The sequence below is a fragment of the Pseudomonas sp. EGD-AK9 genome (assembly GCF_000465935.2).
Lineage (GTDB): Bacteria > Pseudomonadota > Gammaproteobacteria > Pseudomonadales > Pseudomonadaceae > Aquipseudomonas.
The window spans coordinates 1-12821 of sequence record NZ_AVOF01000022.1; the positions used below are offsets into that span (position 1 = coordinate 1).

15 protein-coding genes and 1 pseudogene are annotated in these 12821 nt (G+C 64.2%); 10 read left to right on the forward strand and 6 right to left on the reverse strand.

The window, feature by feature from the left end; genetic code table 11:
* The 4 genes from merD to merT form a co-directional block, all read right to left on the reverse strand.
* The coding region (gene merD, locus N878_RS00785; protein ID WP_021441790.1) for a mercury resistance co-regulator MerD at positions 1-243 on the reverse strand (243 nt) is incomplete at its 3' end.
* 17 nt (positions 244-260) lie between these two features.
* Positions 261-1946, reverse strand: a complete 1686-nt coding sequence (gene merA, locus N878_RS00790) for a mercury(II) reductase (protein ID WP_003158917.1) — start codon at positions 1944-1946, stop codon at positions 261-263.
* Positions 1947-2017: 71 nt separating this feature from the next.
* The gene (gene merP / locus N878_RS00795) at positions 2018-2293 is read right to left on the reverse strand and encodes a mercury resistance system periplasmic binding protein MerP (protein ID WP_003131987.1); all 276 of its coding nucleotides are present in this window, start codon (positions 2291-2293) and stop codon (positions 2018-2020) included.
* Between the two features lie 12 nt (positions 2294-2305).
* Positions 2306-2656, reverse strand: coding sequence for a mercuric ion transporter MerT (merT, locus tag N878_RS00800; RefSeq protein ID WP_003131974.1), 351 nt, complete (start codon positions 2654-2656; stop codon positions 2306-2308).
* A 71-nt stretch (positions 2657-2727) separates the two neighbouring features.
* Between merT and N878_RS00805 the strand changes: the two genes are divergently transcribed.
* Positions 2728-3162, forward strand: a complete 435-nt coding sequence (locus N878_RS00805; RefSeq protein ID WP_003131969.1) for a mercury resistance transcriptional regulator MerR — start codon at positions 2728-2730, stop codon at positions 3160-3162.
* 112 nt (positions 3163-3274) lie between these two features.
* Here N878_RS00805 and trfA read toward each other — a convergent pair whose 3' ends face one another.
* The gene (gene trfA, locus N878_RS00810; RefSeq protein ID WP_011114072.1) at positions 3275-4495 is read right to left on the reverse strand and encodes a plasmid replication initiator TrfA; all 1221 of its coding nucleotides are present in this window, start codon (positions 4493-4495) and stop codon (positions 3275-3277) included.
* A gap of 46 nt (positions 4496-4541) precedes the next feature.
* Positions 4542-4883 carry a single-stranded DNA-binding protein gene (locus N878_RS00815; protein ID WP_000019167.1) on the reverse strand — a complete coding sequence of 114 codons (342 nt, stop codon included), beginning with the start codon at positions 4881-4883 and terminating at the stop codon, positions 4542-4544.
* Positions 4884-4996: 113 nt separating this feature from the next.
* On the opposite strand from N878_RS00815, the gene N878_RS00820 reads away from it, so the two are divergent.
* From N878_RS00820 to N878_RS00860, 9 genes and pseudogenes are all read left to right on the forward strand, one after another.
* Positions 4997-5359, forward strand: a complete 363-nt coding sequence (locus tag N878_RS00820; protein WP_011114045.1) for a transcriptional regulator — start codon at positions 4997-4999, stop codon at positions 5357-5359.
* A 309-nt stretch (positions 5360-5668) separates the two neighbouring features.
* Positions 5669-6631 carry a P-type conjugative transfer ATPase TrbB gene (gene trbB, locus N878_RS00825; protein WP_000132020.1) on the forward strand — a complete coding sequence of 321 codons (963 nt, stop codon included), beginning with the start codon at positions 5669-5671 and terminating at the stop codon, positions 6629-6631.
* Positions 6632-6647: 16 nt separating this feature from the next.
* Positions 6648-7112, forward strand: coding sequence for a conjugal transfer system pilin TrbC (gene trbC, locus N878_RS00830; RefSeq protein ID WP_011114046.1), 465 nt, complete (start codon positions 6648-6650; stop codon positions 7110-7112).
* Between the two features lie 3 nt (positions 7113-7115).
* The gene (locus tag N878_RS00835; RefSeq protein ID WP_001207961.1) at positions 7116-7427 is read left to right on the forward strand and encodes a conjugal transfer protein TrbD; all 312 of its coding nucleotides are present in this window, start codon (positions 7116-7118) and stop codon (positions 7425-7427) included.
* Positions 7424-9982 carry a VirB4 family type IV secretion/conjugal transfer ATPase gene (locus N878_RS00840; protein WP_011114047.1) on the forward strand — a complete coding sequence of 853 codons (2559 nt, stop codon included), beginning with the start codon at positions 7424-7426 and terminating at the stop codon, positions 9980-9982. The genes N878_RS00835 and N878_RS00840 overlap by 4 nt, the downstream gene beginning before the upstream one ends.
* The gene (locus N878_RS00845; RefSeq protein ID WP_011114048.1) at positions 9979-10761 is read left to right on the forward strand and encodes a conjugal transfer protein TrbF; all 783 of its coding nucleotides are present in this window, start codon (positions 9979-9981) and stop codon (positions 10759-10761) included. Before N878_RS00840 ends, N878_RS00845 begins: the two co-directional genes overlap by 4 nt.
* A 17-nt stretch (positions 10762-10778) precedes the next feature.
* Positions 10779-11678: a P-type conjugative transfer protein TrbG gene (gene trbG, locus N878_RS00850; RefSeq protein ID WP_006122480.1), complete on the forward strand. Its 900-nt coding sequence runs from the start codon at positions 10779-10781 to the stop codon at positions 11676-11678.
* Between the two features lie 2 nt (positions 11679-11680).
* Entirely contained in the window at positions 11681-12169 is a 489-nt protein-coding gene (locus N878_RS00855) for a conjugal transfer protein TrbH (protein ID WP_006122479.1), read from the forward strand.
* Positions 12170-12173: 4 nt separating this feature from the next.
* Positions 12174-12821: pseudogene (locus tag N878_RS00860) on the forward strand (conjugal transfer protein TrbI); the annotation flags it as partial.

Below are 12821 nucleotides of genomic sequence, written 5' to 3' on the forward strand. Positions count from 1 at the left end.
CGCTTCGTCGCCGTCCGCCGCATCCAGCGCCCGGCACAGCCGCGCCAGCGCGTCGAGGCCGATGCCCGCCTCGAAGGCCGCCCGCACGAAGCACAGCCGTTGCAAGGCGGCGTCATCGAACAAGCCGTAGCCGCCTGGTGTGCACGCCACCGGGCGCAGCAATCCGCGCAGCAGGTAGTCGCGCACGATATGCACGCTCACCCCGGCATCAAGAGCCAGCCGGGACACCGTGTAGGCGTTCATTGAACACCTCCTTTTTCTCACCCGGCGCAGCAGGAAAGCTGCTTCACATCCTTGTTGAAGGTCTGCGCCGCGAGCTTCAACCCCTCGACCATCGTCAGGTAGGGGAACAACTGGTCGGCCAGTTCCTGCACCGTCATGCGGTTGCGAATGGCCAGAGCCGCCGTCTGGATCAGTTCACCCGCTTCCGGCGCGACCGCCTGTACGCCGATCAGCCGATGGCTGCCTTCCTCGATAACCAACTTGATGAAGCCGCGTGTGTCGAAGTTGGCGAGCGCACGCGGCACGTTGTCCAAGGTCAAGGTGCGGCTGTCGGTCTCGATCCCGTCGTGGTGGGCTTCCGCCTCGCTGTAGCCCACGGTCGCCACTTGCGGATCGGTGAACACCACGGCCGGCATTGCGGTCAGGTCGAGCGCCGCATCGCCGCCGGTCATGTTGATCGCGGCACGGGTGCCGGCCGCTGCCGCCACATAGACGAACTGCGGCTGGTCGGTGCAGTCGCCGGCCGCGTAGATGTTCGGGTTGCTCGTGCGCATGCCTTGGTCGATGGCGATGGCACCTTGCGCATTGACAGTGACCCCCGCTGCGTCCAGCGCGAGGCTGCGCGTGTTCGGTGTCCGACCGGTGGCAACCAGCAGTTTGTCGGCGCGCAATTCACCGTGCGTGGTGGTCAGCACGAATTCACCGTCCATATGGGCGACCTGGCTGGCTTGCGTGTGCTCCAGCACCTCGATGCCCTCGGCACGGAAAGCGGCTGTCACCGCCTCGCCGATGGCCGGGTCTTCACGGAAGAACAAGGTATTGCGCGCCAGGACCGTGACCTTGCTGCCCAGCCGGGCAAAGGCTTGCGCCAGCTCCAGCGCCACCACCGACGAGCCGATTACGGCAAGGCGTTCGGGAATGGTGTCGCTCGCCAGGGCCTCGGTGGAAGTCCAGTAGGGTGACTCTTTCAAGCCCGGAATCGGCGGGACCGCCGGGCTGGCACCCGTGGCGACCAGGCAGCGGTCGAACATCACGACGCGCTCGCCACCCTCGTTCAAACGGACGGTAAGGCTCTGGTCGTCCTTGAAGCGCGCCTCACCGTGCACAACGGTGATGGCCGGATTACCGCCCAGGATGCCTTCGTACTTGGCGTGCCGCAGTTCGTCGACGCGGGCCTGCTGCTGGGCCAGCAGCTTACTGCGGTCAATCGTAGGCACAGTTGCCGCAATACCGCCATCGAACGGGCTTTCCCGGCGCAGATGGGCGATGTGGGCGGCGCGGATCATGATCTTGGACGGCACACAGCCGACATTGACGCAGGTGCCGCCGATGGTGCCGCGCTCGATCAGCGTGACCTGCGCGCCTTGCTCGACGGCCTTCAGCGCCGCCGCCATCGCGGCTCCACCGCTGCCAATGACCGCTACCTGCACCGGGGGCTCGTTGCCACTGTGCTTTTCGGCGGCGGCCATCCATCCCCGCACCTTGTCGAGCAGTCCGACGCGGTTGTCCGCCAGTGGCGCATCGGCTAGCGTTGCCTTGTAGCCCAGTCCGGCCACGGCGGCAGTCAGCGCGTCCGGCGATGTGCCCGGCACGATGGCGAGTTGCGCTGTGCCCTTCGGATAGGACACCAGCGCCGACTGCACGCCTGGCACTTTTTCCAGCGCTTCCTTGACGTGCGCCGCGCACGAGTCGCAAGTCATGCCGGTGATTTTTAGATGGGTCATGCAACAGATCCTTTATCGTTTGTGGCGCCAGACAATGACGTCCGTTGTGCTGCGGTGCCGTTTTCAGTGACTCACTGCTTGACGCTGGACGGATAGCCCGCGTCTGCGGTTGCCTTGGTCAGCTTCTGCACGCTGGTCTTGGCATCGTCGAAGGTGACGACCGCTTGGCGTGTCTCGAAAGTCACGTCAACTTTGCTGACGCCTTCGACCTTGGAAATCGCCTTCTTGACAGTGATCGGGCAGGCGGAGCAGGTCATGCCCGGTACGGACAGCGTGACGGTCTGGGTGGCGGCCCAGACGGGGGCAACAACGGCGGCGAGGGCGAGGGAGGCAAACAGTTTCTTCATGGTGAACTCCGATCAGTAGAAAAATGGCATGACGTAGGGAAATCCGAGCGCGACCAGAACCAGCGCGGCCACGATCCAGAAAATGAGCTTGTAAGTAGCTCGCACTTGGGGAATCGCGCAGACCTCACCCGGTTTGCAGGCCGCTGCCTGCCGGTAGATGCGCCGCCAGGCGAAGAACAACGCCACCAGCGCCACGCCGATAAAGATGGGGCGATAGGGTTCCAACACCGCCAAGTTGCCGATCCAAGCGCCGCTGAACCCCAAGGCGATCAGAACCAACGGCCCGAGGCAGCAAGCCGAGGCGAGGATGGCGGCAAGCCCTCCAGTGAAGAGCGCGCCGCGCCCGGTTTTTGGTTCAGACATGCGCTTGTCCTTTCGAATTGAAATTGGATAGCGTAACCTTACTTCCGTACTCATGTACGGAGTCAAGCGATATGGAAAACAATTTGGAGAACCTGACCATTGGCGTTTTCGCCAAGGCGGCCGGGGTCAATGTGGAGACCATCCGTTTCTATCAGCGCAAGGGCTTGTTGCTGGAGCCTGACAAGCCCTATGGCAGCATCCGCCGCTATGGCGAGGCGGATGTAACGCGGGTGCGCTTCGTGAAATCAGCCCAGCGGCTGGGCTTCAGCCTGGATGAGATCGCCGAGCTGCTGCGGCTGGAGGATGGCACCCATTGCGAGGAAGCCAGCAGTCTGGCCGAGCACAAGCTCAAGGACGTGCGCGAGAAAATGGCTGACCTGGCGCGCATGGAGGCCGTGCTGTCTGAGTTGGTGTGCGCCTGCCATGCGCGAAGGGGGAACGTTTCCTGCCCGCTGATCGCGTCACTACAGGGTGGAGCAAGCTTGGCAGGTTCGGCTATGCCTTAGCGTGCTTTATTTTCCGTTTTCTGAGACGACCCCTGCCTCGCCGGAAGTGGCGATGCTCGAGAAAAAAAGCCGCCTCGATCTCGGGCGGCTCCAGGGGAGGGCAGGGGGGCGATCACCGCTTGCAATGCACCAGGTCGTCGTTCACCCACGCACTTTCGACCAGGCCGTTTTCGCGCAGCTCGTCGCACGCTTCGCCTACCTGCTCGCGCCACTTCTTCGGCCGGGTGGAATCCGAGCCGCACATCAGCCGGAACGTCTCCAGCTTGAGCGGGTACGGCTCCTTGTGGGTGGCGAAGTAGTCGAACATGCGCCGCGCGGTGGGCGACAGCTTGCGGTACTTCTCCCACACGAATTTCGTGTAGTGGTCGCCGGCGAACAGCACCACGATTTCGGCGTCGATCTCGACCTGGCAGCGCGACGTGCGCTTGCCGCGATCCAGGACGCGGAAGCGCCGGATCAGCGACACCGATTCGAGCCGGCCGATGCGTTGGGATGAGAACTGCATGGCCGACGCCTGGAGCCGCGTCAGGCATTCCTCGGCCCTTGTGTAGTACCGACCGTTGATTGACCAGTCCAAGTCCTGGCAAAGCTCGTAGAACGTGAAGGAAACCGGCTCTCCGAGCGCGGTGCGCTTCGCGTACTCCAGCACCTGGGCGAATACCAGCTCGTCGTCGTCGGCGCGCAGCTCGATCCCGGTGTAGGTGATCTCCACGTCTTTGTTGACGTGGTAGATCGACTGGCCTTGCAGCGCGGCGCGCGGCACCTTCTTGTTGCGGACGGTGAAGATCGCCGACCGCCCGAAGTCGTTGGGCAGTGCCCGCATGTGATCCGGCCAGGGAGCCAGGTCGAACAGCGAGAGCTGCATGTCCTTGATCTGCTGCTTCGTGTGCTTGAGCAAGGCCGTCTGCTTGGCCTCGCTGACCTTCTCGGCCAGCTCACCGCCGGCCGTTCGCTTCTTGGTCGCCATCGCACTACTCCGTTTGTCCTGGGCCAGCGCGCCGATCTGCTCGGCCATCTTGTTCACGGCGGTGCGCGGTTCGGGCGGCAGGCCCATCGTGCGCGCAAGCTCGGCCGATTCCTGCGCCATGCGCTCGGATCGCTCGACGGCGGCACTTGCCGGCGTCGGTAGCTTCGGCGGCAAAGCCGCCTCGTTGTCGCCGGCCGTGGCCGGCAGCTCGAAGAGGGAACCGGCGGGGCGGAAGGCCCCGCCGGCGCTGCCCGAGTCCCTGCGAGCGGCGGCGGTACGGGCGGCAAGGTCGGTGGCGTCGGCTTCGCTAAGCCCGCCCTCGATGAGCTTGCGCCTGTATTCCTGCTCGTTGAACTCGTTCTGCATCTAATCTCCCTCCTAGCATACTGCCCGGCCGTGGCCGGGCCTGGCCTTACTGGCCGCCGCCTGGCGCTTTGGTGTCCAGGTATTCGATTTCCTCGGCGATGAAATCGAAGCCGTATTCGGTCTTGCCGTCCTTCTCGTACTTCGTCGGCTCGATGCGGCCCTGGACGAACACCTTGGAGCCTTTGCCCAGGTACTTGCCCGCGTTCTCGGCCAGGCCGCCGAACGACTTGATGCGGAAGAAGTCCGTCTGCTCCTGCTTCGCACCGGCTGCGTTGCGCCACACGCGATTGACAGCCAGGTCGAAAACGGCGCGGGCGCTGTTTTCGCTATGGCGAACGTCGGTATCGCGGGTAAGATTACCGATAAACTGGAACAGGTTGTGGCTCATTCGTCATGCTCCTTTCGCTAATGGAGTCGTCAGTTTAGCTAAACCTGCGTCCGTGGTCAAGAACTTTAGCGGCTAAAATTTTCTGCCGCCCGCACCGAGAAGGCATACGGGCCTTGTACAACTACATCTTCTTCACGAACGTGCTCCGGCTGCTCGATGAGCGGCACATGACGAAAAAGGAGCTATCGGACAGGTCGGGGGTTTCGATCTCCTTCCTGTCCGATCTCACTACTGGCAAAGCCAACCCCTCCCTAAAGGTGATGGAGGACATTGCGCAGGCCCTTGAAACTCCCCTGCCGCTCCTGCTTGAATCGACCGACCTGGACAAAGAAGCCCTTGACACCCTGGCCGGCGGCAAGGCACCCCGAAGCCTGCCGCCAGGCTTCGAGCGCGTGGCGGCCGTGCTGCCAGAACACCAGGCGTTCATCGTCAAGAAGTGGGGCGAAGCGACAAGGAAGAAACTTAGAGGGAGTTGACGCCAGGATGTGAGAAGGGAAGGGAAGCGGCGCGGAACTGAGCCACAAGAGCCAGCCAAGTTTTAGCCGCTAAAGCCCGCCGGGGTGGCTCAACCCCCGGACAACCCATAACGCAAACGCCACGGGTTCGGCGCGAGGGCGCACGGAGCATGCGCCGCGTTGTCGCCTCTTTCGCCCCTGCAATCCGCGATGCAACGTCGCGGCCGAAGTCACCCTTGTGCGCTTCGGTGTTGCGGTCGAAATTAGTTCGGTATATCGTATGAACCTGTGTAGAATGCGCGAAACGCAACGGCATACAGGGCATACGGAATGACCGACCAGAAACCAGAACACAACAGCATCAAGGAACGGGCGAAGAAGAAGCTCGAACGCGACATGGGGCCGGAGCTGCTGGCCGCCCTCAACGATCCCAAGACCGTTGAAATCATGCTCAACGCGGACGGCAAGCTCTGGCTCGAACGCCTGGGCGAGCCGATGAAGTGCATCGGCACGCTGCGCGTCGCGCAGGCGCAAGCCATCATCGAAACCATCGCGGGCTACCACGGCAAGGAAGTCACGCGCTCCAAGCCGATCCTGGAAGGCGAGCTGCCCCTTGATGGCAGTCGCTTCGCCGGCCAGCTCCCGCCGGTTGTGCCCGCACCCACCTTCGCCATTCGGAAGAAGGCCGTCGCCATCTTCACGCTCGATCAGTACGTCGAACGCGGAATCATGACCGCGCCGCAGCGCGAGGCATTGATTGCAGCGGTGCGCGCGCACCGGAACATCCTTGTGATCGGCGGCACCGGCTCGGGCAAGACCACGCTGGTGAACGCGATCATCAACGAGATGGTGATTCAAGACCCGACCGAGCGGGTTTTCATCATCGAGGACACCGGCGAAATCCAGTGCGCCGCCGAGAACTACGTCCAGTACCACACCAGCATCGACGTGAACATGACGGCGCTGCTGAAAACCACCCTCCGCATGCGCCCCGACCGAATCCTGGTCGGCGAGGTGCGCGGCCCCGAAGCCCTTGATCTGTTGATGGCCTGGAACACCGGGCACGAAGGAGGTGCTGCAACCCTGCACGCAAACAACGCCAAAGCTGGATTGGATCGGCTCGCCATGCTCATCAGCATGCACCCCGATTCCCCGAAACCCATTGAACCGCTTATCGGCGAGGCGGTTCACGTGGTTGTTCATATCGCCCGCGTCGAAGGCTCGCGGCGCATCCAGGAAATCTTGGAGGTTTCCGGGTTCGCCAACGGCCAGTACATCACCAAAACCCTCTGACTAGGAGTTACGACCAATGCAAGCAACCTTCCCGGCATTCCGCCTCAACCGCAACGCCCTGTTCTACATGGGCCTCTTCGCCCTCCTGGCGTTCTTCCTGCTGGCCCCCCAGCACGCATTCGCCTCCGAGGGCACCGGCGGCTCTCTGCCGTATGAGAGCTGGCTGACCAACCTCCGCAACTCCGTCACCGGCCCGGTGGCCTTCGCGCTGTCGATCATCGGCATCGTGGTCGCCGGCGGCATCCTGATCTTCGGCGGCGAACTCAACGGCTTCTTCCGCACGTTGATCTTCATCGTCCTGGTCATGGCCCTGCTGGTCGGCGCGCAGAACATGATGAGCACGTTCTTCGGCCGTGGCGCGGAAATCGCCGCCCTGACCGATGGCGCGCTGCACCAGGTCAAGGTCGCCGCGCTGGACGTGGCCGGCTTCCCCGGCGAAGCCGTCATGCGCTGGGCCGAGCGCGGCCACATCGCGGGGTAAGTCATGGCTCTGCGCGCGATCCCCATCCGTAGGGCCGGCAACCGAGAAAACCTGTTCATGGGCGGGGATCGTGAGCTGGTGATGTTCTCGGGCCTGCTGGCCGGCGCGCTGATTTTCAGCGCCCAAGAAGTGAGGGCAACGGTGTTCGGCATCGCCTTGTGGTTCGGCGCGCTCTTCGCGCTGCGCCTCATGGCGAAGGCCGATCCGAAGCTGCGACACGTGTACCTGCGGCACCGCCGGTACAAGCCGTACTACCCGGCTCGCAGCACGCCCTTCCGTGACAACACGCCGAGTCAAGGGAAGCAATACAAATGATCGAAGCAATCGCAATTGCCATTGCTGTGCTCGGTGCGGTTCTGTTGCTCATCCTCTTTGCCCGCATCCGGGCTGTCGATGCCGAGCTGAAGCTCAAGAAGCATCGCGCCAAGGATGCCGGCCTGGCCGATCTGCTCAATTACGCCGCCGTGGTCGATGACGGCGTGATCGTGGGCAAGAACGGCTCCTTTATGGCCGCCTGGCTGTACAAGGGTGATGACAACGCCAGCAGCACCGAGGAACAGCGGGAAATGGTGTCGTTCCGCATCAACCAGGCCCTGGCGGGCCTGGGGAACGGCTGGATGGTGCATGTCGATGCTGTGCGTCGGCCTGCGCCGAACTACTCGGAGCGGGGCGTGTCATCGTTCCCCGACTCCGTTTCCTTCGCCATTGACGAGGAACGCCGGCGCTTGTTCGAGGGCCTGGGCGCGATGTTCGAGGGCTACTTTGTCCTGACCGTCACGTGGTTCCCGCCAGTGCTGGCCCAGCGCAAGTTTGTCGAACTCATGTTCGATGACGATGCGGTGGCTCCCGACCATACGGCGCGCACTACGGGCCTGATTGCGCAGTTCAAGCGCGAGATCACCAGCCTGGAATCGCGCCTGTCCTCGGCGGTCAAGATGACGCGCCTGCGCGGCCAAAAAGTCGTGTCGGAAGAGGGCAGGGAAGTCACGCACGATGACTTCCTGAGCTGGTTGCAGTTCTGCGTGACGGGCCTCCATCACCCGGTCATGCTGCCCAGCAATCCGATGTACCTCGATGCGGTAATCGGCGGGCAAGAGCTGTGGGGCGGCGTCGTGCCCAAGATCGGGCGCAAGTTCATCCAGGTGGTCGCCATCGAAGGCTTCCCCTTGGAGTCAACGCCTGGGGTGCTCTCGGCCCTGGCCGAGCTGCCCAGCGAATACCGCTGGTCGAGCCGCTTCATCTTCATGGATCAGCACGAGTCCTTGAAGCACCTGGACAAGTTCCGCAAGAAGTGGAAGCAGAAGATTCGCGGCTTCTTCGATCAGGTGTTCAACACGAATACCGGCTCGATCAACCAGGACGCGGCCGCGATGGTCGGCGACGCCGAGGCGGCCATCGCCGAGGTCAACAGCGGCTTGGTGGCGGCCGGCTACTACACCAGCGTAGTCGTGCTGATGGACGAGGATCGGGAGCGCCTGGCGGCCTCCGCGCTCCTGGTCGAGAAGGCCGTCAACCGCCTGGCCTTCGCGGCCCGTATCGAGACGATCAACACGCTCGATGCGTACCTGGGCAGCTTGCCCGGCCACGGCGTCGAGAACGTGCGCCGGCCGCTCATCAACACGATGAACCTGGCCGACCTGCTGCCGACAAGCTCGATCTGGACGGGCAGCGCCACGGCTCCGTGCCCGATGTACCCGCCGCTGTCGCCGGCGCTCATGCACTGCGTGACGGTGGGCGCTACGCCGTTCCGCCTGAACCTGCACGTGCGCGACCTGGGCCACACCTTCATGTTCGGCCCGACCGGCGCAGGCAAATCGACGCACCTGGGCATCATCGCCGCGCAGCTCCGTCGCTACGCCGGCATGTCGATCTACGCCTTCGACAAGGGCATGTCGATGTACCCACTCGCGGCCGGCATCCGCGCGGCCACGAAGGGCAAGAGCGGCCTGCATTTCACGGTGGCCGCCGACGATGACCGCCTGGCGTTCTGCCCGCTCCAGTTCCTCGAAACGAAGGGGGATAGGGCCTGGGCGATGGAGTGGATCGACACCATCCTGGCGTTGAACGGCGTCAACACCACGCCGGCGCAGCGCAACGAGATCGGCAACGCGATCATGAGCATGCACGCCAGCGGCGCGCGCACGCTCTCCGAGTTCTCGGTGACGATTCAGGACGAGGCGATCCGCGAGGCCATCAAGCAGTACACGGTGGACGGCTCGATGGGCCACCTGCTCGACGCCGAAGAGGACGGCCTGTCGCTGTCCGACTTCACGGTGTTCGAGATCGAAGAGCTGATGAACCTGGGCGAGAAGTTCGCGCTGCCGGTGCTGCTCTACCTGTTCCGCCGCATCGAGCGCGCACTGAAAGGCCAGCCCTCCGTCATCATCCTGGACGAAGCCTGGTTGATGCTGGGCCACCCCGCGTTCCGCGCCAAGATCAGGGAATGGCTCAAGGTGCTGCGCAAGGCCAACTGCCTTGTGCTGATGGCGACGCAAAGCCTCTCCGACGCGGCCAACTCGGGCATCTTGGACGTGATCGTGGAATCGACCGCGACCAAGATTTTCCTGCCTAACGTCTACGCCAGGGATGAGGACACATCGGCGCTCTATCGCCGTATGGGCCTCAACGCGCGTCAGATCGAAATCCTGGCGACTGCCATTCCGAAGCGTCAGTACTACTACGTCTCGGAGAACGGCCGCCGTCTCTATGACCTTGCCCTGGGGCCGATGGCCCTGGCCTTCGTCGGTGCGTCCGACAAGGAATCGGTCGCCACCATCAAGAGCCTCGAAGCCAAGTTCGGCCACGAATGGGTGCATGAGTGGCTGGCCGGCCGTGGGCTGAATCTCAACGACTACCTGGAGGCCGCATGAGCATCGCCGACACCCTCAAGGGCTTGATCTTCAAGAAGCCCGCCAACTCCGCCGAGCCGCGCGATCCGCGCCGCTCGAAGGAACCGCTCGCCGGCGGCCGCCGTGCGGGCGAGGCCGAGAACCCCTACCTGGCCGCGCGCCGCACCTGGAACGATCACGTGGGCAGCGTCGTCTCGCAGCGCCAAACCTGGCAGGTGATAGGCATCCTGTCGCTGTTGATCGCGCTGGCCGGCGTGGGTGGCGTGATCCACATCGGCAGCCAGTCGAAGTTCATCCCCTACGTGGTCGAGGTGGACAAGCTGGGCCAGACGGTGGCCGCCGGCCCGGTGCAGGCCGCAGGGAAGGCCGATCCGCGTGTCATCCACGCCGCCGTTGCGGACTGGATGAGCTGCGCGCGCATGGTGTCGCCTGACGTGGCCTTGCAGCGCAAGTGCGTGTTCAAGGCGTACTCGATGCTCGCCCCCAACGATCCGGCGACGCCAAAGATGAACGAGTGGTTGAACGGCACGCCCGATTCCAGCCCGTTCAAGCGCGCCGAGAAGGAAATGGTCAGCGTCGAGATCAAGACCGTCATCCCGCAAACGCCCGACACCTGGCAAGTCGAGTGGGTGGAAACCACGCGCGACCGCCAAGGCACGCTGAAAGGTCAGCCCGTCACCTGGCGCGCGCTCGTGACTACCTACATCGCCGAGGTCACGCCCAACACCACCGATGAGCAACTGCGGAACAACCCGTTGAGCATCTACGTGCGTGATTACTCCTGGTCCCGCATCCAATGAATTCGAGGTCATCCACCATGAAGAAAACCCTCTCCGCTTTGATCGTGGGCGCTGCTGTGGCGGTGCCCTCCCTGGCTCTGGCCGCCCCTGGCGACGACATTGCCGACAAGTATTTCAACAAGACCAACCCGACGCTGACCGCTCAAGAGCGCGCGGCGCTCGCCATCGCCAAACGGTGGGAAGCGGGGTCGGCGACCGGCATCAAGCCGGTGGCCGGCTCGGGCGGTGCCATCAAGTTCGTGTACGGCGCGCAGCAGCCGAGCATCGTTTGCGCGGTGCTCCAGGTGTGCGACGTGGCCTTGCAGCCCGGCGAACAAGTGAACTCGATCAACCTGGGCGACACGGCCAGGTGGACGGTGGAACCGGCCATCACCGGCAGCGGCGCGACCGAGGTTCAGCACCTCATCATCAAGCCGATGGACGTGGGCCTCGAAACCAGCCTGGTTGTGACCACGAACCGCCGCAGCTACCACTTCCGCCTGCGCTCGCATCGCACCGAGTACATGCCGCAAGTCTCGTTCACGTACCCCGAGGAAGCGCAAGCCAAGTGGGACGCGATCCAGCGCCGCGAGAAGCAGGAACGCACCGACAACACCCTGCCGGCGACGGGCGAGTACCTGGGCGATCTCTCGTTCGACTATGAGCTGTCCGGGTCGGCGAGCTGGAAGCCTGTGCGCGTCTACAACGATGGCCGCAAGACCATCATCGAAATGCCCGGCACGATGCAGCAGACCGAAGCGCCGACGCTCCTGGTCGTGCGCAAAGAGGGCGGCTTGTTCACCGACGACGAAACGGTGCTGGTCAATTACCGCGTGCAGGGCAATCGCTACATCGTGGACACGGTGTTTGACCGCGCGATCCTGATTGCCGGTGTTGGCAGTAGCCAAGACCGCGTGACCATCAGCCGGAGGAAGTGACCATGCGCAAGATCGTCTCTCTCGCGCTGCTCGCCCTCGCCCTGGGCCTCGGCGGCTGCGCAACCACCAGCCAGTACGGCAACTTCGTCCAGTCGGCCGCGCTCGATCAGCAGAAGCTCGCCACCGACGCGGTGCAGCAGCTCGCCACGCTGTACGCGCCGGCGCGCACGCGCCTGGAGCTGCAACAGCCGACGCCCGATCCGTTCGGCCAGGCGCTCGTCAAGTCGCTGCGCGACAAGGGCTATGCCCTCCTGGAGTACGCCCCGGCCGGCGCTTCCACGCAGGCCCCGGCCTCGGCGGCATCGCAGGCGAGCGCACCGGCCACCACGGCCGCGTCGGGCGGCCTGCCGTTGCGCTACGTGCTCGACCAGGCTGGCGACTCGAACCTGTACCGCCTGACCTTGATGGTCGGCAATCAATCCATCACCCGCCCTTACCTGGCGCAAAACGGCACGTTCGCGCCGGCCGGGTACTGGGTGCGCAAGGAGTGACGCCATGACAGAAAACGCCGATCAGATGGCACCTGACGCTTCGCCTGGCGAAGTGTCCAAGAAGGCGGGCGTCCGTCGCGTCAACAACATGCCCATGTACATCCTCGGCGGCGTCCTGCTGTCGTTCGTGCTGGTCATGGCCCTGGTCGCGGCGGATCGCGCGGCCAAGCAGAACGCGCCGGCGGACGGCCCCAAGGAGAAGGCCGGCAACACGTCGATGTTCGCCAAGGAGATCGCAGGCGACAAGACCGGCGGCTTGATCGAGCCGGCAAGCCCGCTCAAGGTGCCCGACATGCCGACCGGCCCGGCGTCGGCTCCGCTGGAGATCGCGCGGCCGTCCAACCCGGACGCGCCGCCGGCCCCGCCGGCCAACCCCGGCAACCCGGGCCAGCCGGTGAACGACGACGAGGCCCAGCGCATCCGCATGGCGAAGATGCAGATGTTCGGCGAAGCCGTGAAGGCCAAGACCACCGTGCGCGTGGATGCCCCGCGTAGCAACGGCTCCGCGCCGGGTGGCCCGAGCACCTACACCGGCACGCCGCAGACGCGCGATGAAATGCTGAACCGCATCGCAGCGGTGCAGCAGCAAATCGACGCGCAGCGCAGCAACGATCCGACCGCCGCCTATCAAGCACGCCTGGCGCAGATTCGC